We start from the raw sequence: 26,157 nt of genomic DNA, 5'->3' as shown, positions 1-26,157 counted from the left end.
TCCATTGGACTGATGACTTGTTAAATTAACTCGACTCATATATCAACGCTATGAGTCTTTTTTCTTTGTTTATTGCACAGCATGCGTCAATCCTGCAACGCTGAAGTTCCAGCGTTACCAACGATAGTCCAGACACCATCAGGACAAACATCCAGCAAATCACCTAGACCAATGATCTTATTTTCAACCGCCAGACCTCTTACACACGCCTTGTTCTTAGCTTGTAGAACTAGTGCCATCTCTCCAGTATCTTCGTCTTCAGAACGTCATGCTCCTGAATAAGCTTGCCTGATGATAATTTCAAACATCAAATCCCCTGTAGCCTGATATCCCCACCGTATCATAGTACTGCGCATCATCTAACGAAACCATTTCTCTCAAAAGAAAAAAAGTGCTAGACTGTCGAGGGTATTAAGTGTAGGAGGATAATTTAATAGGTAATCGAATTATCTGTAAATAACAACAAAATCTTTTTATCGGGGTGATGCTATGGAATGCTTGGGATGTAGGATTGCAAATGGAATTGAACCTAATTTGAATATAATATTTGAAAACGAACGAATTACTTGTGTTCTTGATATTGCTCCATTTAATGAAGGGCACACGCTAATCCTTCCCAAAAAACACTACTTGGATATCGATGAAATTGACCAAGAAACGGCTTACAGCATCATGGACGCCTCTAAAATGCTATCAACTGTCTTAAAATGCTTATATAAACCAGACGGTATTAGAGTGAGTCAAGATGGCGGGACATTCAACGATTTAAATCATTATCACATGCATCTCATACCAAGATACGAAGGAGATGGCTTTACTTGGGGTGAACCGTTACATCCAGATGGAGCTGAAAACCGTTTGCCACAAACTAAGGAAAAAATCATTACGGTTTTGAATGAACTATTTAATTGAAGGATCAGCAGTTATTAATGCGTCAGCCCATATCCTATTCCTGAATACACACAATGAGTGACTTTTCTCCATCATGAGCATTAAACATCTTGCTTGTAATTTTTCCAACTATTGGTGATTTTACTCCCGGCTCAATCTCTATAGGAATAACAATGTTGTCTGAATTCAGAAAAGTAGTTAGTTCAGTCACATCTAACTTATTCATATCGCTATAGCACATTATTGCTTCGCTCTTGCTGTTAGTGAAGATATACGCTACTTGCTCAAAGTCTCCCGCCTCTAGTGAAGCCGATAACTCCTTGATGATTACTCAAGGCGTATCGACAGGGTAGAGGTCATTGGTTCGAACCCCATCCGTCCTATACGAATTACATTGAAGAACTCCACTATCATCCCTCTTATAGCTATTGGGCTCGTTCTTATCTTCTAAAAAAGGGGCATCGTTCTTATACAAAACCGTTTATACAAGAACCTGAAGCGTCGTACTATGCATTTCGGAATAAGGTAATACTACCTACTAATCCCCTTTAAGACATTTTGTATTCCTCTTTAACGTCGTATACGCATCAACTCTCGACATAAAAAGTAGCACAAATGTTCGCATTGAGGTATAATTGTAGTTACTTAAAGCCAAAGGAGTTTTGCCCTATGAGTCAAAGAGTTCCTTATTATGAAATTGCTCCAGATGCTATGAAAATTATGATGGATATGGAGACATACACCAAAAAATCTACAATCAATCGCACCACAAGAGAGCTTATCAAAATTAGAGTCTCTCAAATTAACGGGTGTGCCTTCTGTATAGATATGCATACTAGCGATGCTCGTAAAATGGGTGAAACGGAACAACGCATTTATTGTTTAAATGCTTGGAATGAATGTACCTTTTATACACCTGAAGAGAAGGTTGCTCTTGATTTAGCTGAACATATTACTCTAATCCCTACCAAAAGAGTTCCTGAGGATCTATATAAGCGAGTACGTGAACATTACGACGAGAAACAATATGTTGACCTTGTTCTAATCATCAATCAAATCAACAGCTGGAATAGAATTTCTATCTCAATGGGTAATACAGCAACTGAAAAATAATGACTCTCAATGGACACCTTAGGGTGTTCATTTTTATTTCCCTCTTCAAATATATCCTTGTGAATTCAATACTCCGCTTCTGTTTAGCACATTAAAATCTATTGTGCATTTAATATAGAGAAGCTTAATAGAAAGGGGTAGATCAGAATGGCGACGCGTCAACCTGATTTAGTATTGATCACTTGGAGCAGAAATCCTTTAGTTCGCGGCTCTGCACGTAGAATAATTTCTGTCCGCATCATTGGAAATGCCGAGCCTTGTAGACCTAGCTTGAGACCCAATGGGTTACTTGACACCGCCTTAGCTTGTTTATTAGACAACGATGTTGGTTTTAGAGTGGTGTTTCGTAAAAAAACTTCAAGGATTAGCGGTTATTTGCTGTTACAACGACATTAATATTTTCCAGATGGAAATTAGGTGAGTCCATGAAATTACAAGATGTAAAGGAGAGCTATGATTTAATAGTAAGCTTAGGTATGTCTTGTGCTCCTGCTATAAATATGCAAAGAAATAACTTGAGAAAGTTCTCTATGCCACTTGATTGGATGGTTTCTTATTCATTGGCTGATGTTAATAAACTCTTTAAGAACAGATTTGAAAACTTCATGGGATTAATAAACCTGCAAATACTTGCGGATACACATTTTTTTCTGGAGGATGGATTACCTGTCTATCCTAATGAGAACAAGAATGCTTTAGTACAATCCTATTTTATTCGCGATATATTTTACAACATCATCTCTGTACATGATTTTCCAATCACCATGGGTAAACATTGGTCAACAACCTACCCAACATATAAAGCGAAGCTGGATTTACGAATTAAAAGATTTTGGGACAAGTTAATCAACAGTAAAAAAACCTTATTCATTAGATGGTCTGCCACATATGAACAGGCTGTAGAGCTACAAGCGATTTTGTCTGATATATTAAAGCCGAACGAATTTAATGTTCTTATCCTTAATCCCGTTCGTGAATTAACATCGATACGAGAAATTAAATGGGATATTGATAATGTTTGTGTGTTAGAAGTTCCTGATGATATGAACGATTATGATAGCTGGGATTATATTTTGAAAGATATACAGGTAACGAACGATTAATTTATATCCTTATAAAAAATGACCCTCTCATGGGTCATTTATGTTGATCACTTTGATTCATCAAATGATGAATCATTTCTTGTGCTACAAATACATATGGATGCAGATACAACCTACTGATACTAACAAATATAGCAATAGGGTTACTGACTCCAACATCATTTTGACTCCAATGTGATGATGGATTTGCGGGTTCAGGCTCTACAAGATCATACTTTTCCATCAGCCTTTCCTTTGTTCCACTATCCATTACAGCTCCATTTTCTTTATCAGCAAAGACTGCTCCTGATGGAAAACACACTATAATTAGGACAAAGGAAATGATAAGTATTGCTAGTTTCTTTTTACGCATGACACAGCTCCTAGTTCTTTCTATGGTTTACACTAAACTCTAATTTAGTTCCAACTCAAATATTTCTCGGGTAATCGCAGGAAATCTATGTATTCGACAATCTTGATCAGTTGTAGATTATATTCCATGCAAATAATGGGATAAAAAGTATCAAATTCTATAATACTCCTTTCTCTATATAAAAACAAAAGCACCCCACAACTGAAATTAGTAGGGTACTTTTGTAGGATTCGCTGATATTTTACAATATCAATATTCCGCGAGCATTTTATGGAGTTGGAGTTCCACCGTTAGCATTCAGTGTCTCGCCGCTGACATAGCTCGATTCTTGGCTGGCAAGAAATACATATGCCGGAGCCATCTCTGCAGGCTGTCCCGGACGACCAAGTGGTGTGCTCGCACCGAACTCTTTCAGCACTTCCTCTGGTTGCCCACCCACTACCTGAAGAGGTGTCCACACGGGACCTGGCGCCACTACATTAACTCGAATCCCCTTATGGGCAACTTGCTGAGCGAGTGATTTACTGAATGTATTTATTGCAGCTTTGGTCGTCGCATAGTCCAACAGAATCGGCGAGGGCTTATAGGCTTGAATGGAAGAAGTGTTGATGATGGTGCTACCCGGTTGCATATGCTTCACTGCCGCTTTGCACAGCCAGAACATGGCATACACATTCGTCTTAAATGTATCGTCAAAATGCTTCGTAGTAAGATCAGCGATGTCTGAGACGAATTGCTGCTTGCCCGCAATATTAGCTAATATATCAATCCCACCTAGCTGCTTAACCGCAGTATCGATGAGCTGTTCACAGTATTCCTCATCTTTCAGATCGCCCGGGATGGCGATTGCGGTACGTCCTGCTTCCTGCACCAGCTTGAGAACCTGCTTTGCATCCGCTTCTTCCTCTGGCATGTAGGATAGAACAACATCTGCGCCTTCACGAGCAAAAGCAATCGCAACAGCACGACCTATGCCACTGTCCGCCCCGGTAACAATCGCTTTACGTCCAGTCAGACGTCCGGTGCCTTGATAGGTATCTTCACCTGTATCAGGAACGGGATTCATCTCCTTCTGGAGCCCCGGCTCTTGTTGCTGCTGTTGAAATTCAGGTCCAGCCTTGGTGTACTGAGTGGTAGGATCTTGCATCGTATATTGGTTAGACATCGATCAATTCCTCCTTTTTTAGAAACACGTTTTTTTTATTTTTCGAACTCTTTTTTATGTAAACACAACAGTACACCGCTAAACACACCTTATCGAAAGTACAGTCCTGCATATATCCGCAAAAAATACCCCAACCGCCTATTGAGGCAGCTAGGGTATTTCATACTCTATGTATCATTATCATTTAATGGCCTTAAATTTCATCTGACCTGCCTTGCGCCGACTCATAACGAGTACGGATCTCACGATTTTTAGCGTAGATGTATAAATCTAAGGCCACTATTCCTCTACGTGCCAATTTTACAAGCAGGACGAAAAAGTAGATCCCCAATCCAATAGATATAAGCCAAATTAAAAAGAACATAACACCTACTCCCCCTCCGAAAAAAAGCCCTGTATGTTCCATAGGATTTATCATCTCCTTAAGCAATTTTCATTTTTATCAGTCTATATTGCCTAAGCTTAAATAAATATATGGAAACTCACACTGAGCTGGGCACCCTCCATTCAGTCTCACGTATACATTACATAAAGGAGTGATAAATCATGGTTTTTTTTATGTTCCTCTTTGTGCTGTTAGCACTGCTTAACATCTTTTTTCCACGATTCGGATGGTACATGAGATATGGTTGGATGGTGAAAGGTAATATTGAGCCGAGTGACGCTTATTTACTAATGACCCGCTTCAGCAGTATAGTGGCACTTGTTGTCCTATTCTTCTTATGGTCCAGCTTCTAATTTAACCTAACGCTTTTAGCACATCCTCAATCTTGCGCTGATGCGACAATACACCATAATTCATCCAAGCCATGAAATCCACCTCATATACGCAGCCGTTACGCACAGCAGGCAAGCTGCGCCAGAGTTGTGTATCCAGCAGTTCCCGTCCTCCTCCTTCAAGCCGATCAAAAGTAATGAACAAATGATCCGCAGTCAGATTTGCAAGCTCTTCTTTTGTCAGGTTTACCCGATTCTTTCCACGGGTCAACTTCCGAACCAAGCTATGGGGCTGCAAACCCAAATCATGATGAAGCACGCTTCCTGTATACCCCAAATGCTCACATCCATAGAGAGTGATTCCGTAGACTGAGATTCTTAAACAAGCTACGGTCTGACTATGGACGTAACGGGTAAGTAACTGCTTGGCTTGCTGTGCCTGATGCTCATAATTGCCGATCACTTCCTGGACACGTTCCGTTCTGCCAAAGACCGCTGCTGCGGAATACAATGTGGCACGCCAATCCTCTTGATGAACAGGCAGCTTGAACAACGGAGCGATCCGGCTGCACTCCTCCAGATGCCAACGATGAAAGCCATTATCCAGCAAGATCAATTCGGGCGTATACTGGGAGAGCTCCTGCCAATTACGAGTCGAAATATCTACCTCAGGCACATTGTGGAGAGCCAGGTACTCTTGTTTCCCCCACTCGGCGTGAGAATATTGCGCCACAGGCGTAATATCCAGAGCCAATAGATAATCTTCCAGAAAAGGAGCAAACACCCTCAATCCCTCCTGATGGAAGCTTCTGTATTGACCTGGAGTAACACCAACCGATCTTTTAAAACGCCGATTAAAATAATACTCATTACTGTATCCGACTGATAACGCGATATCATGCATACGGTCATTCGTTAGCAGTAGCTGCTGCTGCGCTCTTTCAATACGAAGCCCGTTTAAATGCTCCAAGGGAATCCGCCCTGTCACTTCTTTAAAAGTTTGTGTGTAGCGAGCACGTGTAATGCCTGCAACTTCAGCCAACTGATCAACGGTTACGGCTTGGTTATAATGCTCCTCCATATAGTGAATGGAACGTTGTATGGCCTCATGATCAGCTGTGATCTGAACGACAGAGGAATTTGCACGCATGATTAGCAGTAGCAGCTCCTGAAAGCGCGTATGGCCTGCGAACCATTCGATCTCATCTGCGCTTCTACGGCTATGACTGATAGCCTCTAGCAGTAATTTACATTGTGAAAAGGGTTTACAGCTTAGCAAACCAGATCGAAGGATGTCCTCTTTAGTCCTTCCTTCTATTTCACTCTGCCTGTTTCCCCCGGTTTCGATGATTTCAAAAGTAAGCCGATAAAAGCTAAGTCCACGCTCTTCGGCATGGATTTTGCTTAATAGCCCTGGTTCGAATAAGAACCCCGCACCTTTTTCCAGTGGAAACTGCCTCATCTCAGCCTCAACAAACCCCTGTCCTTCCGATACAATGAGTAGGGTGTGATCTTGAAACACCTCACTCTGTCCGCTTCCTGACACGGATTGGGTTTCTATATTTATCAAGCTATAGAATAGCTTCCTTCTATTGCTGTCTTGCAAATCTTTTGCCATTCTCCCACCCCCAATTGAGAACCATTTTCATTCACTTCAGTTTAAAACAAAAAAGAAGGTCTATCAAGGGTGCTGATAGACCTTCTTTTTGCTATTCCTTATAGGCGGCTGCCGTTTATTTCACCATAGCCTCCAGCAGGTCATCAAGCTTCATCGAATTTGCCGTGATGGCACCCGTCTGCCAGTGGGAACGTTCCATTCTATAAACATTCCCGTTCTTCACTGCGGGCAGGCTCTTCCACAGCGGCCCATCAAGAATTTGGATCGCTTCCTGATTTCCTTCAGTATCCCAGCCCCCATTGTCAGGGAATACGATGATATGATCCGCTTCGAGCTGAGGAATAAGCTCTTCGGAAATAATAGATTGATATTCGGTCATTTCTGCAGCCATAGGCACGGGTGTCAGGCCAAATTGAGAATAAATCACACCGATAAAACGGTTTTTAACACCGAACAAAGCAAAGGTCTTATCCGCTACATTAAGCCGAATCACAGCCACCTTCTCCTGGCCCAGAGCCTGCTGCAATTTAGCTTTTCCATCTGTCACTTTCTGATCATACTCGGTGAGCACAGCCTCAGCCTTCTCCGGAATCCCGAGCGCATCAGCAATGGCTGTAAGCACTTGTCTTGAGTCCTGCAGCACCGCTTCTGGGAGACGATAGGTTGGTGCTACCTTGGAATACTGTTCATACCTCGCCGCATCAGCGCCTCCGTCCGCAATGATCAAATCGGGGTCTTTTTCCAGCAACACCTCCATGCTTCCGGTGATATCAAATTCTGGCACATCCAGATTTAAATAATCCTGTTTACCCCAGCTTGGATGATACCACTGCACCACAGGGGTAATACCCAATGCCTTCAAATAGTCTTCAACATAGATCCCGGCCACCCGTTTAGGGCTAACTGGAATCTCTACTTCCCCAAATTCCCCTGTAATCGTCCGAGTTGCACCCTCTTCTTGGGCATTTCCACTTCCTTCGGTTGGCGTGCTGTTGCTAGCAGAGGTTGATTCCCCTGCATTCTCTGTTTTAGCAACGTTATCTTTTGCAGTATTGTTCGTTCCGCACGCCGCCAGCGCGGTCAATGCCATAATAAGTACTGCTGCCCACAAAAACTTCCGACCCCATCTTGTCATTATCCCTTCACTCCAATGCTATATTTTCATTGATTATCATTCTCAATAATCATTATCACAATAGTAGCATGACTTTTATAGCTTTCAATGCACTTTCTCCGTAAAAATCTTATACAAACTATTAACTAGTTTCTTCACGCCTTCTCAAATTTCTTTTTATTTACGATTGATTTATATAATGCTTTCGCTTACAATAAACTCATAAACGCGCGTTTATGAAAAGAGGGGAAACATGCGCAGCGAAGATATAGCTAAGTTGGCCGGGGTTTCCCGAAGCACGGTATCCCGCGTGATCAACAACTATTCCAACGTCCCTGAAGAGACCCGTGCCAAGGTGCTGCGGGTGATTGAGCAACATCAGTACGAACCGAACAGCTTTGCAAGGGCTTTAGCCGGTAAGAAGACCGATACAATCGGACTCTTCGCCATCAGTATGAACGAGAAGGAGAATACTACCCGAATTTATCAGAACAATTACTTTGCTCCATTCGTTGATGCCGTAGTCGACACCTCGAATGCCCGCGGATGTTATGTACTGATTCATACGGTTTACTCTCCCGACGATTTTATCAAGGTAAAGCAAGCTTTTCTTCAGAAACGGATTGACGGCGGTATAATTGTCGGCACTCAGAAGGATATTAATATCGTCCGAGAAATGGTAGGGCTAGACTCTCCTCTCGTATTAATTGATTATGATATTTCTGAGATTATGTCGGAGCACCTAGATCGCAATCATCTGGCTATTGTGAACTCCAAGGATTACGAGGGCACCACAGAAGCGATTGAATATTTGATCTCTCAAGGTCATCAAGAGATCGGCATCATCTGTGGGCAAATGAATACGTACTCTGGTCGAGAGCGTTATACTGCTTATGAGGATACGCTGAAGAAGCATGGCCTACCTATGAATGAGAAATTTATCCTGAAGGGTGATTTTCTGAAGGAGACCGCTTACGAAGAGGTTAAGAAGCTTCTCGCTTCTGGCGAGCCATTGCCAACAGCCTTCTTCTCCTCCAACGATGACATGGCTATATCAGCGATGGAAGCGTTCTCTGAGCATGGAATTATTATCCCCGAGGATATCTCCATTGCCGGATTTGATGACATTCAGTTAGCATCTCGTATTCAGCCTAAGCTGACCTCTGTACGCTTGCCGATCTATGAAATGTCCAAGGCCGCAGTCGAAAAAGTAATCGAGCTGTGTGATTCACAGCAGCCGACGTTTAGTACGATCAGCTTTCCAGCTCGTTTAGTGGAGAGAGATTCCTGTCAACCACCGAAGAAGTAGCTTAAGATCATCCTTCGCTGAAGAAATCTACATATTTTTCTGTGAAGCTGCTATGATTCGGTATCGAAACTACTGCTTTAGTTATCCTGCTTGAAAACCATTGAGAAAACTCCCTTCCCTCGAGGGAATTTTTTCTGAAACTTATAAACGCGCGTTCACAATCGAAAGGAGACTTTCTCACATGAAATTCGGTACCTTTGACGACACTCGTAAAGAGTATGTAATTAACACACCTAAAACACCTTACCCTTGGATTAACTACCTTGGTAATGAGCAATTTTTCGGACTTATTTCTAATACAGCTGGTGGTTACACCTTCTATAGAGACGCTCGTCTCAGAAGATTGACCCGTTACCGTTATAACAATATCCCATTGGATACTGGCGGCCGCTACTACTATCTTTATGACGATGGTGATTTCTGGACCCCAGGCTGGATGCCGGTAAAACGTGATCTAGACTTCTACGAATGCCGTCACGGTCTTGGCTACACTTCCATTACTGGCGAACGCAATGGCATCTCTGTGAACCAGCTTGCTTTTGTACCTATGGGTCATAATGCTGAAGTACACCGTCTTGTAGTGAAGAATACTGGCTCCGCTAAAAAATCCGTGAAACTGTTCTCTTTTGCAGAGTTCTGTCTCTGGAATGCACAAGATGATATGACCAACTTCCAACGCAATCTCAGCACCGGTGAAGTTGAAGTGAAGGATTCCGTTATCTATCACAAAACCGAATACCGTGAGCGCAGAAATCACTATGCTTTCTACTCCGTAAATAAAGAAATCGCTGGTTTCGATACTGACCGTGAAGCCTTCGTAGGCATGTACAACGGTCTGGAAAGCCCGCAAGCTGTAGTTGCAGGTGAACCTACTAACTCCGTAGCTAGCGGCTGGTCCCCTATCGGATCACACGCACTGAACATTACACTTGAACCAGGCGAAGAACAAAGCTTCATCTTTGTACTCGGCTACATCGAGAACCCTGAAGAAGATAAATGGGAATCCCTGAACGTAATCAACAAAAAACCAGCAGAAGCGATGATCGCACAATTTGCTACAGACGCTCAAGTAGATGCTGCACTTGCCGCACTTGCTGCTCACTGGGATAACCTGCTGTCTAAATATCAAATCCAAAGCGGCGACGAGAAACTAGATCGCATGGTTAACATCTGGAATCCATATCAATGTATGGTTACCTTCAATATGTCCCGTTCCGCTTCTTACTTTGAATCCGGTATTGGCCGTGGTATGGGCTTCCGTGATTCCAACCAAGACTTGCTCGGATTTGTGCACCAAATCCCTGAACGTGCTAAAGAACGTATTCTCGATATCGCGGCTACACAATTTGAAGATGGCAGTGCGTATCACCAGTACCAACCGCTCACCAAAAAAGGTAACAACGAAGTCGGCACCGGCTTTAACGATGATCCGCTTTGGTTGATCCTAGGAACGGCTGCTTACATTAAAGAAACTGGCGACACTTCAATTCTCGATGAGCAGGTTCCTTTTGACAGCAACCCGGATAACACGGCTACTCTGTTCGAGCACTTGAAACGCTCTTTCGAGCATGTAACTAACAATCTCGGACCTCACGGCTTGCCGCTGATCGGACGTGCGGACTGGAATGACTGCTTGAACCTGAATTGCTTCTCTACAGAGCCAGGTGAATCTTTCCAAACCACTGCCAACATCGAAGGTCGCGTAGCGGAATCCGTATTTATCGCAGGTCTGTTCGTCTTCGTTGGACCGGACTATGCTGAAATCTGCCGGATGCGTGGACTTGACGATGTAGCTGTGGATGCCGAAGCTAAAATTGACAACATGCGTGAAATCACACTGACTCACGGCTTCGATGGCGACTGGTTCCTACGCGCTTATGACCACTATGGCGACAAGATCGGTTCCAAAGAAAACGAAGAAGGTAAAATCTTCATCGAGCCACAAGGAATCTGTGTTATGGCTGGTATCGGTGTAGAAGATGGTCAAGCTGAAAAAGCCCTGTCTTCCGTTCAAGAACATTTGGACACTAAATACGGTATTGTATTGCAACAACCACCATATTCCAAGTACTATCTGAACCTGGGTGAAATTTCTACGTACCCTCCGGGCTACAAAGAAAATGCCGGTATTTTCTGCCACAACAACCCTTGGATCATGATCGCTGAAACGGTACTTGGACATGGCGACAGAGCGTTTGAAATTTACGCTAAAATTGCTCCGGCTTATTTGGAGGATATCAGCGAAATTCACCGCACAGAGCCTTATGTCTACTCCCAAATGATCGCAGGTAAAGATGCCGTTCGTCACGGGGAAGCTAAAAACTCCTGGTTGACTGGTACTGCTGCTTGGAACTATGTAGCCATTACACAATCTATCCTTGGTATTCAAGCCGACTTCAATGGTCTGAAGATCGATCCTTGTATTCCTACAGAGTGGGACAGCTTTGAAATCACACGTGTCTTCCGTGGAGATACTTATGTGATTCAAATCAAGAACCCGAACCATGTATCTAAAGGTGTAGCTAGTCTTACTTTGGATGGCGTAGCTGTAGAAGGTAACATCATCGCTCCTGTTGGAGACGGTGCTGTACACCAAGTAGTTGTAGAACTGGGTTAAAAAAAATCCGCTCAACCGTTCGCTTGAACGATTGGGCGGATCTATAAATAACACTAGATGACCCCTGAACCCTTCAGGGGTCATTTTTTTACCCTTCGATAATATCTGCTCTTAAATCACTCGCAACCTCAAGCATTCTCGGGATCACAGCTTCATTGCTGCCAGAAACGTAAATATCGCCTTCATAATACCTAAACGGGATTGTAGCATCGCCAAAGCTCCACATAAAGAACTCTCCCTCAATCGACATCGTAGTGGCGCCTACTACTGTATAAACTGATGTATAGGTGAAATCAGGTTTGGACGCGAAATATTGCTTACACTCTTCTAAAGATATGGTTTGTACTGAATCCCCATCATTCTGCATAGCTCTTGTAATTCGATAACGTTTGCTCATTGTGATGCCTCCAATATTTTCTGTAAAATAATCAGCTACCTTATCCCGATCAATCAAATATAGCATACAATAAAGCGCAAATCCCAGCTATCCTAAATACAGATTCCTCTGATTTGGTGAACAGCGTGGATGGAATGCTGTTAGGAGTATTAAGGCGTATGAATCCGAGCGTAAGAATAGATCAAATTGGCTGGACATAGGGGCGACGAGCATCACCGTACATCTTAATCAAAAAAAGGGACAGGCTGAATAATCCAGCTGCCCCGATTGCTAAACAGTAACCATTCCCCGAAGTCTATGTCTATCCTATACCTTAAACGCTGGCTTCAGGAATCCACACCTTCATTTCACCACTGCCACGATTCCCCCATAAGTAATATGGAACAGCCTTAACCTTAACCGGTTGAAGGGGTGCTTTCTCTCTGCTGTAAAGTCCTCCACTCCAGCCCTCTTGATCAATACGCAGTCCGTCTGCCTCGACAACAACCGCGCCGCCAAGCAAAGTCTCATTGAACGCCGCCGTAAGTTCACAGTCTTCTTTTAAAGAAATAGAGCTTAAAGGCTCACCATTATCGATACTTTCAAGACAATACACAAACGGCCCGCGTTGAATTGTTACCTTTTGAGCATCGGCACGCAAATTTGGATGAGCGTAGACGCGATGTGCCTCCATTGGGTCATGCATTTCGATGACATCTCCGGCTCTCCACTCTCTCCGAATAACGAGGTACCCCTGTTCAATGTTCTCAGCTGTATTCAAGGCTTCACCATTGACTCTGATCTCCATCCCTTGACTCCACGACGGAATCCGCAATGCAATGCCAAACTCCGCTTCCACGGCCGGATTAATCTTCATGGAGACTGTACCTTTCCATGGATAGTTACTCTCTTGCTGAATTGTAACCTCCGCTCCACCCAGCTTAGTTGTCAGCTCACTGCCAATATACAAATTCGTGTAGAGCGTATCCCCATGAACCGTGTAAATGTATTGATTGAGCGAAGTCAGCAGACGCGCCACATTCGGAGGACAGCAGGCACAGCCAAACCAACCTTGACGCTCAGACTTCACATGATGTTTATCCGGGTTGCAGCTGCATGCCTGTGGCCATACTTCCAGTGGATTCACATAAAAATAGTGCTTGCCATCCTGTGCCATCGAGCCCAGCACATTGTTATAAAGTGCCCGCTCCATAACATCGCCATAACGTGCATCCGGCGATATTCTCAGCATACGCTGTGCAAAAAAGATCAATCCAATAGAGGCACAGGTCTCTGCGTACACCGAATCGTTAGGCAAATCATAGTCGAAGGTGAACGCCTCACCTCGATGCGTAGAACCGATCCCGCCAGTAATATACATTTGCTTGTTAGTTATGTTATTCCACAGTCTCTCGCATGCCTCACGAAGTGTAGCATCTCCTGTAATAGCAGCTAGATCTGCCATAGCAGTATACATATAAACCGCACGTACAGCATGCCCTACAGCCACTTCCTGCTCTCTTACCGGAAGATGGCTCTGGTAATATTTTAAATCTAATTTCTCCTTCTGACCCGTGAAAAAATTGATACTCCCCAGATTATCCCATTGTTCCTTTAAAAAGTTTGGTTGTTGTCCTCGCTCATTAATAAAAAAGCTGCTGAGCTTCAAATATCGTTCCTCACCTGTAAGCCGGTATAACTTAACGAGTGCGAGTTCAATCTCCTGATGTCCATCATAGCCCCGCATTTTACCTTCTTCCGGGCCAAACACAGAATCGATATGATCAACCATTCGGCACATGATGTCGAGCAGTTTTCTTTTTCCGGTAGCTTCATAGTAAGAAACAGCGGCCTCAATGAAATGTCCCGCGCAGTACAACTCGTGACAATCGTTCAGATTGGTCCAGCGTTTACCCGGTTCTTTGATCGTAAAATAAGTATTTAAGTATCCATCCTCCTGCTGTGCTTCGCCAACGAGGTCAATCACTTCATCCGCTTGACGCTCCAGATCGGAATCACGTTTGATGCTTAAAGAATAACCTACGGCTTCCAGCCACTTGGCCACATCACTGTCTTGAAATACCCAGCCGTAAAACTCCCCAGTCTTCCGGCCCGCAGCAATCTCAAAGTTAGCAATGGCATGACTGGGCTCAGCACCCGGTGCTCTATCGTGCAAGGCCTCATATTGATACGGAATTACAACATCCTGAACCAGCCGAATATACCCGCCCCAGAAATCATCCTTAATGTTAACCGTTTGATCTTTTGCAACTTGCTGATCTTGTATAATTTTGTTCATTCTCATCTTCCCCTCATCTTATTTCATACTCGCTAATTACAATTATAGAGGGTAGAATAGATAAAAAATACGATCAGAAGCAACCCCTTTTTTGTACTATTTCACACTTCACTTTCGAAGTTTGATTTAAGTTTGAACGAATATAGAAAGGAGCGATAAATTACACAGTGGGCCCTTCATTTATACATTTCGCTGCCCCGCCATTTCCTTATTTTCTAGAATGCAATCACACCGTTTATCAACCCGGAGATCAGCATCCGAATAGAAGCCATATTGGGGTATTTGATCTGCTTATTGTAGAACAGGGCTGTCTATTTATCGGCGAAGAGCGTAATCAATGGGAGGTTTCGGCTGGCCATACACTGCTACTGCTGCCCGATCGCTATCATTATTCCGTTAAGCCGTGCGAAGAGATCACTTCATTCATATGGATTCATTTTCATACCCTTGCAGATTGGTCTAGCTCTGAGGGTGAACCCGTGTATATTAACCGTGAAACACATTTTCGGCAGTTTCTTACTCATCCATATACCATTCGCGTGCCACAGTTTGGTCCCCTTCCTGACCCCTTTGAACGGAGCGGACAAGCCCAGATGCTATTGCAGCTGTCTACGGGTCGGCGTTCCAGCGCAGTTTGGCAGCAGCAACGTATATTTGAAGAAATGCTGCGGATGATGGATCTAGCACAGCATGATACTTCAGAAAGTCATGCGGTGGAAATCGCCGAGCAGACGGAGACTTATATCCGCAATCATTATGCGGAGCCTCTTTCCAATACCTCACTGGCGGATGTGCTGCATTTTCACTATAACTACCTTGCTCGCTGCATGAAACGGGTATACGGACTGACTCCAATGGAGTATTTAACAGACTATCGTTTGGAACAAGCCAAGCTGCTGCTGCTCAAGACAGAGATATCTATAGCCGGAATCGCAGAACGTACCGGCTTCGAGAGCACCGCCTACTTCTCGCGTCGGTTTGCTCAGCAGATCGGAATCTCTCCGCTTCGCTTCCGCAAGCGTTACTCCCGTTAAGCGGACTACTTGGTCTTGTGAACTTGGTAGCTTCTACTTGGTCTCGTGTACTGGTATCTATTGTACGTATCGGACTCTATTGCATTACTCACTTTTACTTGGTATCTATTGAGCATTAGGTGCCCTATCCCTCACACACTATGTAACATAAGACTTTCTAAGCCTGATTTCTAATCAGGTTTTTTTGTTCAACTGCAATTTTTTGGAAGTGACAAGCATATTTATAGACATGCCTTTAATGTGGAGATGTTAAATATGCAGCCATTAAGATACCTAATCATTCTTTTAGGAAGCTTACTCATTGCTACGGGAACTAATTTTTTTCTCGTCCCATATAAAATCCTGGATGGGGGAATAATAGGGATAGCCCTCATTATCAATTATTTATCCGACGCTAAAATTGGCGTAGCTATAATTCTCTGCAGCTTCCCTATCTTCCTGCTCGCTTGGTTAAAGGAACGCGATATCTTTTACAACAGTGTACTCGGTCTATTGACCTCATCATTTCTAATCGAACTTCTTGGTCCTTTTCAATATTACTTTCTGTATTATTTTGAGTTTGGTTCCGTTTCTAGCGCCATTATTGGCGGTTTTTTGATGGGAACGGGGCTTGGGATCATGCTGCGGTTTAAAGCAAGTACGGGTGGAACCGATCTGCTTGCTCAATTTATTAAAAAGTATGTACCGCTCAACCTTGGAGTTATCATCTTCTTAACTGACTTTATGATTATCGGCGCTGGGGGACTCCTGATTTCTAAAGAAACCTTCTTCCACTCCATCCTCACGATTGTCTCTGGAGGGGTGGCTACAGGTCTGTGCACACTCGAAACAAAATAATGGAAATAAATATGAATATACACGATCATATGTTCGTATTATAATAAGAAGAAAAAATCTAATGTATCTCTACCTCACCTGGAGCGTGTGAACCTATGAATAAAGAGCGTGTCATTATGCTATCCGATTGCCAAAGCTTCTATGCCTCCGTGGAGAAAGCCTCTAATCCGCAGTACAGCAACAAGCCACTTATCGTCGCTGGAGACCCCGCTCGACGGAGCGGTATTGTACTTGCTGCCTGTCCTATAGCCAAATCTTTTGGCATTACTACTGCCGAGACGTTGAAAGAAGCGCTGGCGAAATGCCCCGAGGTCATCGTGGTCAGACCGCATATGCAGCAATATATCGACGTCTCCTCTCAAATCACAGACATTCTGCGCAAATTTAGTGACCAGGTAGAACCCTATTCTATCGATGAGCAGTTTATAGATGTCAGCGGTAGCCTCAGTTTATTTGGCAGCCCAAGCGAGATTGCCACCGCCATTCAAGATCTAATTCTCAGAAATACAGGCGTACGTGCGCGCATTGGCATTGGATACTCCAAGGTTACCGCCAAAATGGCCTGCGACCTGTGGGCCAAGAAGAACAAAGCGGGTATATTCACCCTCACTAAAGAACAACTTCCCGATGTACTCTGGCCCCTCCCCATTAGCGAGCTATTCATGGTAGGCCGCCGCATGTCTGTTCACTTCCAGAGTATGGGTATCACAACGATTGGCCATTTGGCACAGATGCCGTTAAGCGAGCTAAAATGGCGCATGCGGGAGAAATTCCACAAAAAATGTGATATCGATGCCGAGCTATATTGGCGGATAGCCAATGGAATCGATGACAGCCCCGTGAGCCCCAGCACCTATGAAGTCGCACCCAAAAGTGTTGGGCACCAAATGACGCTGCCACGGGATTACTATAAGCTGCAAGATATCAAGACCATCATCCTAGAGCTGTCTGAGCTTGTATGTAGACGTTGCCGCAAATTGAAAGTACATGGTGCAGTCGTGTCTGTCGGCTGCCAAGGTGCCAGCTTTGATGACCCAACAGGCTTCTCAAGACAGACTACAATGAGTGACCCTACGAATGCCACCCTGTTAGTATATGAGGCTGCTCTTTCGCTCTTTAAGCTACACTGGGACGGCCAGCCTGTACGCAGAATTCACTTAAGCTTGTCCAATCTATCTGACGAAAGCCAGTACCAGCTAACGCTATTTGAGTCTCGCCCTCGCTATCGTGAACTCGAGCGGGCCACCGATGCTCTCAAAAATAAATACGGGGAGACGATCATTGGACGGGCAGCTTCTTTCACAGACGCCGGGCAGCTTAAGGACAGGTCTGGAAAGATCGGCGGACACTATAAATGAGCGAAAATTTCTTAAAAAAGTCCCTTGGCATATTTTGATCTTTGCGTTTTCCATGTCGTTCAAGACCTCTCTATAGCGATTGAAGTTCTTCCACCTTCTGAACTTTTGATGAGGTTTTAGATGAAGATTTCTTAGGAGTAATATTAAGATTGGAGTCGTGATCAAGATACTTCCGTCATTATTGAATAAAAGAGTCATCAAAAAGCATAATAATTGAATATACCAATATAAACGATGTCCCGATCTTTTTGACAAAATCACAAGTCGTGCAGCCGCCCAGTTAAAAAAACCGAAACTTTCTAGTATTACCGCCATGACGATGGTGGCCATAATAGTGATAGACGCCCCACCTATTTTCCCGATAATATCAGCAATATCACTACCAGACACAATTCCCGTTAACAATAAAATCCCAGCCCCGATTGATGCTGGCCATGCTTCATTAATGCCTCCCGGTCTCATAAAAATAACTAGCATAGCCATTATGAAGACAAAGGTTGTTATTCCAATGCCGAAAGTCATGATCACTCCTCCTTTATACCTGCAAAAATATAAGACAAGCCCAACCTGTCCTATTCACTATATTTTATGCATGTACAATTGGTAGGAACTGGATGTAATGCCAACTCTTCTAAATTGTATCTTTTTCGAGCATTTTAAGTATGAGATTTATTCATGGTAATACTATTTTAGGCTTGATATTTTCAATCAATAAGGCGACAATCGGATATGTGGAATTATAGATATAACATTCCAGGGGAGGATCGGAGAAGTTGGATAGTACGAGTAACACTACCTATTATGAAATCGTTGATCTCTGTCTTCTTGCTGGCAAGATCATGCTGCAGAATGGTGCAGAAACATCCAGAGTTGAAGATACGATGACGCGAATGGCTGGATCTCTCGGGTTCCCGGGAGCACACAGTTATGTGACGCCAACCGTAATTATGTTCACCACAAATAGAATAGAGCCTGTTAAGTTATACAGGATTGCGGAACGAACAACAGATCTGCAGAAGGTATCGGAGGTCAATGACATTTCTCGGCGTCTGAGCGAACGTCAGATTACAGCTGAGGAAGCCCGTGCAAAATTAGGAGAAGTCGATGAAGCCTCACCTGTCTATCCCGTATGGTTGCAGATCTTAGCAGCCGCCCTTACAGGTGCTTGCTTCACCGTTATGTTTAAAGGCAGTTTGTGGGATGCTCTCCCCGCCTTGCCGATTTCCGGACTAGGCTTCGCTGCGGTCATTTATCTGCATCGTTTAGTGCAGACTAAATTCTTCGCAGAGTTTTCTGCTTCCTTCCTGATCGGACTTCTAGCCTTCTGTTCTGTAAAGCTGGGAATTGGTCAAGAGATGGACAAAATCATTATCGGCTCCGTTATGCCTCTAGTACCCGGACTACTCATTACTAATGCCGTTCGTGATCTGATGGCCGGTCATCTTGTCTCAGGCATATCCAAGGGTGCCGATGCCTTTCTAACTGCATTTGCGATCGGTACAGGTATCGGGCTTGTACTATCACTATTTTAATATCCATGTGAAAGAGGTTAGCCCTTCATGATTTTGCAACTTATAACCAGTTTTATCGCCGCGGCAACCTTCTGTATTCTATTTAATGCGCCTAAGCGCTCACTACTACAGTGTGGTTTTGCCGGAATGGTGGGCTGGATGGTGTATGTGCTTCTTAATGTAGAGTTCGGACCTGTTGTAGCTACGTTTGCAGCTAGTGTAATAGTGGGCATCGTCAGCCAGTTTTTTGCGCGATCCTTCAAAATGCCGGTTATTATTTTTAGTGTAGGTGGTATTATCCCACTTGTTCCGGGTGGCCTCGCTTACGATGCTATGCGTAAATTTGTGGAAGAGGACTATACTCTGGCTGTAGAAATCGCTGTCCGGGCATTAATGCTCTCTGGAGCCATTGCAGCTGGACTCGTGCTAAGTGATGTAATTGGACAAATGTTCCGGCGCCGCGCAATCAAATAACAACATATTTTCAACAAAAAGAAATCGCCCTTTGGTACAATGGTGGTCACCCATCCATCTCCCAAGGAGCGATTTCTTTGTTCAAATATAAGAAAGTATAAGTTTCACACTATACTTGATTCCATCTCTATACAAGTGCTGCTTCCGGAAAGGCTGCGGGTGTAACATCCGGATGAATACTATTGATGCTAGTGTTCTTGATCCAGGACAGCCCTACAGTACCTTCACCCGCATGAACAGCCACAGCAGGAATATATGTCATAATCTCTGTACGTAAGTCAGGGGCCATCGCTTTGATGTCCTCTTCCAGCTTAAGTGCCATCTCTAAATTATTAGAATGCATGATGCATACATCACTAACAAGCCCTACATCCTGTTTAAATATATCCAAAAGCGTCTGTTGCGTCTTCTTCATCGTGCGAATCTTCTCCACAACAACGACCTTCCCTTCGTCAAAACGAAGCAGCAGGTTTATGCGCAGCAATTGACTAAGTACAAATTGTGATCCAGAAACACGTCCACTGCGATGAAGCTGTGTCAAGCTCGCAGGAATTAAGTAAAAGGACATATTCTGAATAATATTTTCAATCTTCGCTTTAATTTCCAGTCCAGAAAGGCCCTTCTTCTGCCAATGTATACCGCGCATGATCATTTCTCTGATCGGATAAGCGCCTACCTTGGCATCAATTCCAATTACATTGGCCTCCGCTATTTCGGCGCCTTGCATCGAAGCATTGTAGGTGCCACTGAGTTCTGACGATAGATGTACAGCGATAATTTCATCGTATTCTTCCTTCAACCGTTCGTATAGCTCGATAAACTCACCGATTGGAGGCTGTGAACTGCCTACCTTTTCATGCTGACGCATTTTCTCATAGAAGTCATCGATTGTAATATCTATATTTTCTTTATAACATTCGTTGTTGATAATAATTCGTAACGGAATAATATACACATGATTGTTCTTGGCGAATTCCGGATCTATTATACTTGTACTGTCGGTTACCCAGGCAATTGATTTCATGGTCACTTGTCACTTCTCTCTTTCATAAAGGGAATAGTAGAATGAATGAGGAGACAAGGGCCACGAATTTCAGACCAGTGAATCACACGCTCATCCTGAATAATCAACTTGAAAATTGAACAGCGGTTAAGTAATCCGCGTATTCGTAAATTATACAGGATAACAAGCGTTAATATAGGCAAAACAGGCCGTTCATGCAAATTTTATTCAATTTATTTCAACATTATTCGACATTATTTCACATTATATATGACAAATATACCTATCCTAAAAGACTCACTTCATGTTATGAAAAAGCTAAACCACAGTAAAATATCCCCGTCCCCGCCCTCACCGTTCTTCCATAAATCAGCGCTTGGTAGTTACATTAATAGGTACACTTTACATTTGTTACAGTACGGGGCTAAATTATCATTTGGTCAGATATGGCCCGGCATCTGTCAATTTTCCAACTTCCCCTGTTGGCGGGTTGCGCTCACCTTTATGAAGACCAGTTACCTTCTGCTGTGGTATTTCTTATTGCGGTATAGTTAAGGATACCGTCCAGTTCTTCTCCTGAATCTTAAAATCCAACTCACGGTAAGACTTCGATAGATCATCCATCTGCTTCTGAATCTGAACGACATCCACCGTTCTCTGAAAACGAACCTCTGAGCGGCTATAACGGTCCTGAGTAATGGAAGCCTGTTCAAGCAAATCGCTAAGTAGCTTCCGCAGCTGTAGCATTTTGTCCCGTTCCGCTAGCGCATCGGCAATACTCCAGTTCTCATTGAAAGCCACAGATGAATTCGTTCGATTAATCGCTCGGATCAAAATCGTCTGTTCATTCACAGCTCTTTCTAACTCCTGTAAAAGAACCTCTGGCTGTTCAGCCGGCTCCTCACCCTCTTGAACTTTAACGACTCGCTCCAGGCGCTGCTTTAGCTGCGCGATTTTACGGGTAAGATCACTCCGATTCACTAACGCTTCCGCGAGTTTCATATCTGAATTCCTCCTAAGATTTTCTGATAGCTGGCGATATCTAATTTTCGACCAAATTTACAGCCAATCTCCTTAAAGTAAGCGCATTGCTCATATCCATTATTCAAAAAAAGCTGGCGACTGCGTTCATTCTCTGCGCATACAGTAGCTACTAATACATGAAAATCCAGCTCGGCAGCCCTCTTTTCAATAAAGCGTAAGGCATGCTGTCCTATTCTATTACCCACACAAGCCGGTTTCAAATACACACTGATCTCCCCAGAGGTATCATAAGCCGGTTTGCTCTTATGTCTAGCAATCAGTACATAACCCTGAATGATATTATCCCAGGATAAAATCACGTACGATTTGAATCGCGGATCATCATTCATCACGGATTGACGCATTTCATCCAAACCTAAGGGCTCCGTGTGAAAAGATACCGTGGTGTTAAGCACATAATAGTTATAAATATCAAGTACATCTGCCAGATGTTCTTCACGAATTTCAGTAAATAACAAGCTCTCTCCCATTACTTTGTTTAACACAGCTAATCCTCCCAAATCGATGTCTCCAAATGATCTACGAACTTGCGTAACTTGCCGGCTAGCTTGCGGTTAATGGTTCCATCCTGGTACATTTGCTGCACCTTATCCCGCTGCTCTTGAATGGCTTTCAGCTTCATTTCAAGCTTTTGATCATCCACAAGACCATCCTTAGTCCAGCCTTTCCCCTGCTCTAGACGTGAGATTAGCTGCTCATAACTGCTTGCAATCTTCTCTACTGCTTTTCGGTTATTCTCGTTCTTACTCGCATTAACAGCAGCTATAGCTGCTTGGGCCATAGCAATTTTCGCTTCTCTTGCACATTCAGCCTGTCGCAGCATTTGTTGGCTAGCTTCCCCTTCATTCTGTCCTGAGAACATCCCCGCAAACAGCCGTCTAATCTCGGTAATCGATATTCTAATTTGAGAATTCAGACTCCTAGCTAGAAAGACTTCACTATGATCCAGGAATTCTTCCAGCTTCTGAGCAACTGAGGCGGGAATCTCATTGTTCTCCAGCAATTGGTTCAGCTCTTTGCGCTCGGCTTGCAGACCTACAATCCTTGCTTCAACCCCCAAGCGGCGGAAGTCCTCGAGTGCTGGATCATTCGCTTGGTCCTCACGGTTTAGACTATAAACCTTATCTCTAAATTCACTCAAAGCTGGCAATGCGGATTCCTTGCTCTCTTCTGTCATCATACTTTGCAGCATGGTTATACCGGCAGCAATAACCTTAGATTTGGCCGCCTGCTCGGCTCCTGTATCACCTGATTCGGCAACCGGCTCTTCTTTACCTGCTAGAATTGGCAAAAAGATACTGGCGATCAGCAGCGACATAAGAATAACACCTGCAGCGATAAAGATGATTAAATCACGCTCAGGAAATGGCGATCCATCCCCTAGAACAAAAGGAATCGAGAAAGCACCTGCTAAGGTAACCGCTCCACGCACTCCTGAAATGGTGAGGATTAATAGTGACTTAACTGACGATTTTTCTATTTTCCGCAGACGAGATCCCACTAGAGAGAACACATACACCCATAGAAACCGTAGTACAAACAGCAGCACGGTAATGGCTAATACATAACCAACGACCATAAGATTATCCACGGCCGTATCACGGTAGATTACTTCAATAACGTCTGGAATAGATAAACCGAGAATAAGGAAGACCAGACCGTTCAATATATAGAGTAGAACAGACCATGTACTGGCGGATACCAGTTGCAGCTTATACTGCGGAGATACAGCACGGTCCTTCTCCACCGCATGAATAATCCCTCCTGCAACCACTGCTAAAATGCCAGATACCCCTATCTCTTCACTGATCAGATAGATAATAAAAGGGGTTAGGATCTGCAGCAGCACATGCACCGTGATATCCTCCATCCCCAGCCTGCGAATAATTACACTTAGCCGGATCAGAAGAAAAGCCAATAATGCCCCGACAATCAACCCGCCTACAGCTATAACTACAAAGCTAATGGAGGCTTTCGGTAAAGAAAACACACCCGTAACTGCTGCGGCAATGGCGAAATTAAAGGCAACAAGCCCAGAGGCATCATTCATTAATGATTCACCCTCTAGAATGCGATGAATACTCTTCGGAAGATGCACCCTTCCAGCGATGGCGCTGACTGCGACTGCATCTGTCGGCGATAAGATTGCTGCCAGAGCAAATGCAGCCGCTAGTGGAATCGTTGGGATCATCCAGTTAATCGAATAACCAGCAATAAGCACCGTGGCAAAAACCAAACCCAGTGCCAGCATTAATATCGGGCCACGTAAGTTCCATAATTCATTTCTTGGTGTTCGTTTCCCATCATTAAACAAAAGCGGAGCAATGAATAACACGAAGAACAGCTCCGGTTCCAGTGTCATATGTATTCCCAAAGGCATTAACACAGCCATTACACCCAGACCAATCTGAATTAACGGTATCGGTACAGAGGGAATGAATCGGTTTATGATATTGGATATTGCGATAAGCCCCAGTAGGACGAGTACAACTAGAAAAGTCTCCAAACCACATCAGCTCCCATTTTTATTTGATTATTATATCGCAAATTTTTAGTTGAGGGCAAAATCAAGCGTAAGGCGATCCTAAAGATCATTTTCATCTAGAAATTCCACAAAAAATACATCAAATGAATATTGACAAAAATATTTTTATGTGTTATAATAATAAATTACACTATTGAAATCATAATTTATTTTGAGTATTATATGCATTAGCCTAACGGCATCGCTCTTATTACCAATCATGGAGGGATCTTATGCATATTGCTAGTGGAATAGAAATGTTAGAGATTACAGCACAGGTTATGGGTGGCAGTGACACCATTTACCCCACATTGCTCTGGGATCAAAATTCAGCTGTACTCGTCGACACTGGATTTCCGGGCCTGCTCCCCATGTTCAAAGAGGCTCTAAAAGAAGCCCACGTACCTTGGGAACAACTACGTACTGTAATCATCACACATCAAGATTTAGATCATATTGGGAGCTTACCTGCCCTGTTATCAGATGAAAGCCTAAGCCTTACTGTTCTGGCTCATGAAATCGAAAAGCCTTATATTGAAGGAGAGCGGATGCTCCTTAAACACACCCCTGAAGCTTTAGCAGCGGCAGAAGCCATGATCCCCCCTCATGTACCAGAGGAATGGCGCCACGCTTTCCTATCCGTGTTATCCCATCCCCCTAAGGGAAGAGTAGATCAAACCCTCATGGATGGGGAAATGCTGCCTCTTGCCGGGGGAATTACGATTATTCATACACCAGGACATAGCCCTGGGCATCTGAGTCTGTACCATCATAATAGCCGTACGCTGATTGCCGCGGATGCGCTAACGGTTCAAGACGGTGAGCTGCATGGGCCCACTCCTTCGGCAACGCCTGACATGAAGTTAGCCTTATCCTCTCTGGCTAAGTTCTCTGAGTATGAAATTGAGAAGGTCATTTGCTATCATGGCGGGATTTATCGCGGTGATGCAAAGAAACGAATTGCTGAAATTGCTGAAGAAAAAGAATAAGTATATACAAGAAGGCAGAGCCCGGATGGCTCTGCCTTCTTATTCATAGTTGATCCCTACTCGTTATACTCACTTAAGATTCCGAAACAACTGTAAAGCGCTCGCGAATATGCTGTGGTTGTTCAATCTCATCTACAATAGCAATCGCATAATCTTCATAGCTCACATAGCTCTCACCCTTGGAATTCACAAGCAGATTATCTTTACCTTTTACGTAAGACCCCGTTCTTGTCCCTATAGCAAAATTAGCGGATGGGCTAACGAAAGTCCAAGACAGGGAATCTGTACCTTGCAGAATCTCCAGGTTCTTCCCTTGATTCGTAGCCGTTGGCTTGATAAAGTCAGGGAAATCAGGGGTATCTATCACTTTAAGCGTCTTAGCTTCATCTACATATAGACTTCCCGCACCTCCAACTACAATCAATCTTGTGTTAGGGGCATCCTTCAACGCTTCAATAAGCACATTTCCGGCCTCCACATGCAGATGCTCTTGTCCAAACGGTGCTCCAAAAGCATTTACCACCACATCAAAACCCTTTAAATCTTCAGCGGTAAGCGCAAATACATCCTTTTCAATAACTTTTGCCTTCTTATTTGTAACTTTCGATGCATCCCGTACAATGGCTGTAACTTCATGGCCTCTATCTAGTGCTTCCTGAGTGATTCGGCTTCCGGCTTTTCCACTTGCTCCAACAACTGCGATTTTCAT

Annotated in this window: 27 protein-coding genes and 1 pseudogene; 12 read left to right on the top strand and 16 right to left on the bottom strand. The window is 43.7% G+C overall.

What is annotated here, in order from left to right; genetic code table 11:
• Positions 1-86: 86 nt before the first annotated feature.
• A complete protein-coding gene (locus R50345_RS31280) occupies positions 87-239 on the bottom strand; it encodes a hypothetical protein (RefSeq protein ID WP_156114783.1) in 153 nt (50 codons plus the stop codon).
• A gap of 250 nt (positions 240-489) precedes the next feature.
• Between R50345_RS31280 and R50345_RS11865 the strand changes: the two genes are divergently transcribed.
• A complete protein-coding gene (locus R50345_RS11865; protein ID WP_042126762.1) occupies positions 490-912 on the top strand; it encodes an HIT family protein in 423 nt (140 codons plus the stop codon).
• Positions 913-946: 34 nt separating this feature from the next.
• On the opposite strand, the gene R50345_RS11860 is transcribed toward R50345_RS11865, so the two are convergent.
• On the bottom strand, positions 947-1,117 hold the full coding sequence (locus tag R50345_RS11860; protein WP_156114782.1) for a hypothetical protein: 171 nt from the start codon (positions 1,115-1,117) through the stop codon (positions 947-949).
• Between the two features lie 443 nt (positions 1,118-1,560).
• Between R50345_RS11860 and R50345_RS11855 the strand changes: the two genes are divergently transcribed.
• Positions 1,561-2,004, top strand: a complete 444-nt coding sequence (locus R50345_RS11855) for a carboxymuconolactone decarboxylase family protein (protein ID WP_042126759.1) — start codon at positions 1,561-1,563, stop codon at positions 2,002-2,004.
• Between the two features lie 158 nt (positions 2,005-2,162).
• Here the strand turns inward: R50345_RS11855 and R50345_RS31275 are convergent, their stop codons facing one another.
• A complete protein-coding gene (locus R50345_RS31275) occupies positions 2,163-2,324 on the bottom strand; it encodes a hypothetical protein (protein ID WP_170880239.1) in 162 nt (53 codons plus the stop codon).
• A 105-nt stretch (positions 2,325-2,429) separates the two neighbouring features.
• On the opposite strand from R50345_RS31275, the gene R50345_RS11850 reads away from it, so the two are divergent.
• Positions 2,430-3,107, top strand: coding sequence for a DUF1796 family putative cysteine peptidase (locus R50345_RS11850; protein WP_042126757.1), 678 nt, complete (start codon positions 2,430-2,432; stop codon positions 3,105-3,107).
• A 34-nt stretch (positions 3,108-3,141) separates the two neighbouring features.
• Here the strand turns inward: R50345_RS11850 and R50345_RS11845 are convergent, their stop codons facing one another.
• The 3 genes from R50345_RS11845 to R50345_RS11835 all read right to left on the bottom strand — a co-directional run bounded on the left by R50345_RS11845 (position 3,142) and on the right by R50345_RS11835 (position 5,030).
• Positions 3,142-3,459, bottom strand: coding sequence for a hypothetical protein (locus R50345_RS11845; protein ID WP_042126756.1), 318 nt, complete (start codon positions 3,457-3,459; stop codon positions 3,142-3,144).
• A 268-nt stretch (positions 3,460-3,727) separates the two neighbouring features.
• Positions 3,728-4,624, bottom strand: a complete 897-nt coding sequence (locus tag R50345_RS11840) for an SDR family oxidoreductase (RefSeq protein WP_042126754.1) — start codon at positions 4,622-4,624, stop codon at positions 3,728-3,730.
• A gap of 193 nt (positions 4,625-4,817) precedes the next feature.
• Entirely contained in the window at positions 4,818-5,030 is a 213-nt protein-coding gene (locus R50345_RS11835; RefSeq protein WP_042126752.1) for a hypothetical protein, read from the bottom strand.
• 140 nt (positions 5,031-5,170) lie between these two features.
• On the opposite strand from R50345_RS11835, the gene R50345_RS11830 reads away from it, so the two are divergent.
• Entirely contained in the window at positions 5,171-5,362 is a 192-nt protein-coding gene (locus R50345_RS11830; protein WP_042126750.1) for a DUF6199 family natural product biosynthesis protein, read from the top strand.
• A 1-nt stretch (position 5,363) separates the two neighbouring features.
• On the opposite strand, the gene R50345_RS11825 is transcribed toward R50345_RS11830, so the two are convergent.
• The gene (locus R50345_RS11825) at positions 5,364-6,959 is read right to left on the bottom strand and encodes a helix-turn-helix domain-containing protein (RefSeq protein ID WP_042126749.1); all 1,596 of its coding nucleotides are present in this window, start codon (positions 6,957-6,959) and stop codon (positions 5,364-5,366) included.
• Positions 6,960-7,074: 115 nt separating this feature from the next.
• Positions 7,075-8,094, bottom strand: a complete 1,020-nt coding sequence (locus R50345_RS11820; RefSeq protein ID WP_042126747.1) for an ABC transporter substrate-binding protein — start codon at positions 8,092-8,094, stop codon at positions 7,075-7,077.
• Positions 8,095-8,326: 232 nt separating this feature from the next.
• Here R50345_RS11820 and R50345_RS11815 point away from each other — a divergent pair, with 232 nt between their 5' ends.
• The gene (locus R50345_RS11815) at positions 8,327-9,382 is read left to right on the top strand and encodes a LacI family DNA-binding transcriptional regulator (RefSeq protein ID WP_042126745.1); all 1,056 of its coding nucleotides are present in this window, start codon (positions 8,327-8,329) and stop codon (positions 9,380-9,382) included.
• A gap of 181 nt (positions 9,383-9,563) precedes the next feature.
• Positions 9,564-11,999, top strand: a complete 2,436-nt coding sequence (locus R50345_RS11810; RefSeq protein WP_042126742.1) for a glycoside hydrolase family 94 protein — start codon at positions 9,564-9,566, stop codon at positions 11,997-11,999.
• An 88-nt stretch (positions 12,000-12,087) separates the two neighbouring features.
• Here R50345_RS11810 and R50345_RS11805 read toward each other — a convergent pair whose 3' ends face one another.
• Entirely contained in the window at positions 12,088-12,396 is a 309-nt protein-coding gene (locus tag R50345_RS11805) for a hypothetical protein (protein WP_042126740.1), read from the bottom strand.
• Positions 12,397-12,709: 313 nt separating this feature from the next.
• Complete coding sequence (locus tag R50345_RS11800; protein ID WP_042126738.1) at positions 12,710-14,674, bottom strand: glycoside hydrolase family 127 protein; 1,965 nt, start codon at positions 14,672-14,674, stop codon at positions 12,710-12,712.
• A gap of 167 nt (positions 14,675-14,841) precedes the next feature.
• Between R50345_RS11800 and R50345_RS11795 the strand changes: the two genes are divergently transcribed.
• From R50345_RS11795 to R50345_RS11785, 3 genes are all read left to right on the top strand, one after another.
• Positions 14,842-15,708, top strand: a complete 867-nt coding sequence (locus tag R50345_RS11795; RefSeq protein ID WP_042126736.1) for a helix-turn-helix transcriptional regulator — start codon at positions 14,842-14,844, stop codon at positions 15,706-15,708.
• A 255-nt stretch (positions 15,709-15,963) separates the two neighbouring features.
• Positions 15,964-16,545, top strand: a complete 582-nt coding sequence (locus R50345_RS11790; protein ID WP_375102668.1) for a YitT family protein — start codon at positions 15,964-15,966, stop codon at positions 16,543-16,545.
• A 95-nt stretch (positions 16,546-16,640) separates the two neighbouring features.
• On the top strand, positions 16,641-17,903 hold the full coding sequence (locus R50345_RS11785) for a DNA polymerase IV (RefSeq protein ID WP_042126734.1): 1,263 nt from the start codon (positions 16,641-16,643) through the stop codon (positions 17,901-17,903).
• Between the two features lie 102 nt (positions 17,904-18,005).
• Here the strand turns inward: R50345_RS11785 and R50345_RS30770 are convergent.
• Positions 18,006-18,425: pseudogene (locus R50345_RS30770) on the bottom strand (ArsB/NhaD family transporter); the annotation flags it as partial.
• 251 nt (positions 18,426-18,676) lie between these two features.
• Here R50345_RS30770 and R50345_RS11775 point away from each other — a divergent pair.
• The gene (locus R50345_RS11775; protein WP_042126730.1) at positions 18,677-19,435 is read left to right on the top strand and encodes a threonine/serine exporter family protein; all 759 of its coding nucleotides are present in this window, start codon (positions 18,677-18,679) and stop codon (positions 19,433-19,435) included.
• 27 nt (positions 19,436-19,462) lie between these two features.
• Positions 19,463-19,888, top strand: a complete 426-nt coding sequence (locus tag R50345_RS11770) for a threonine/serine exporter family protein (RefSeq protein ID WP_042126727.1) — start codon at positions 19,463-19,465, stop codon at positions 19,886-19,888.
• 127 nt (positions 19,889-20,015) lie between these two features.
• Here the strand turns inward: R50345_RS11770 and R50345_RS11765 are convergent, their stop codons facing one another.
• The 4 genes from R50345_RS11765 to R50345_RS11750 form a co-directional block, all read right to left on the bottom strand.
• On the bottom strand, positions 20,016-20,912 hold the full coding sequence (locus R50345_RS11765) for a DegV family protein (protein ID WP_042132101.1): 897 nt from the start codon (positions 20,910-20,912) through the stop codon (positions 20,016-20,018).
• A 516-nt stretch (positions 20,913-21,428) separates the two neighbouring features.
• Entirely contained in the window at positions 21,429-21,893 is a 465-nt protein-coding gene (locus R50345_RS11760; protein ID WP_042126725.1) for a DIP1984 family protein, read from the bottom strand.
• Positions 21,890-22,420, bottom strand: a complete 531-nt coding sequence (locus R50345_RS11755) for a GNAT family N-acetyltransferase (RefSeq protein WP_231574162.1) — start codon at positions 22,418-22,420, stop codon at positions 21,890-21,892. The genes R50345_RS11760 and R50345_RS11755 overlap by 4 nt, the downstream gene beginning before the upstream one ends.
• A 2-nt stretch (positions 22,421-22,422) precedes the next feature.
• Positions 22,423-24,441 carry a Na+/H+ antiporter gene (locus R50345_RS11750; RefSeq protein ID WP_042126724.1) on the bottom strand — a complete coding sequence of 673 codons (2,019 nt, stop codon included), beginning with the start codon at positions 24,439-24,441 and terminating at the stop codon, positions 22,423-22,425.
• 251 nt (positions 24,442-24,692) lie between these two features.
• Here R50345_RS11750 and R50345_RS11745 point away from each other — a divergent pair, with 251 nt between their 5' ends.
• Positions 24,693-25,448, top strand: coding sequence for an MBL fold metallo-hydrolase (locus tag R50345_RS11745; RefSeq protein WP_042126722.1), 756 nt, complete (start codon positions 24,693-24,695; stop codon positions 25,446-25,448).
• A 73-nt stretch (positions 25,449-25,521) separates the two neighbouring features.
• On the opposite strand, the gene R50345_RS11740 is transcribed toward R50345_RS11745, so the two are convergent.
• Positions 25,522-26,157, bottom strand: a complete 636-nt coding sequence (locus tag R50345_RS11740) for an NAD(P)-dependent oxidoreductase (protein ID WP_042126721.1) — start codon at positions 26,155-26,157, stop codon at positions 25,522-25,524.

It is taken from the genome of Paenibacillus sp. FSL R5-0345 (assembly GCF_000758585.1).
Lineage (GTDB): Bacteria > Bacillota > Bacilli > Paenibacillales > Paenibacillaceae > Paenibacillus_AQ.
The sequence above is the reverse complement of the archived record's forward strand: the minus strand, read 5'-3'. Positions and strand labels throughout refer to the sequence as shown.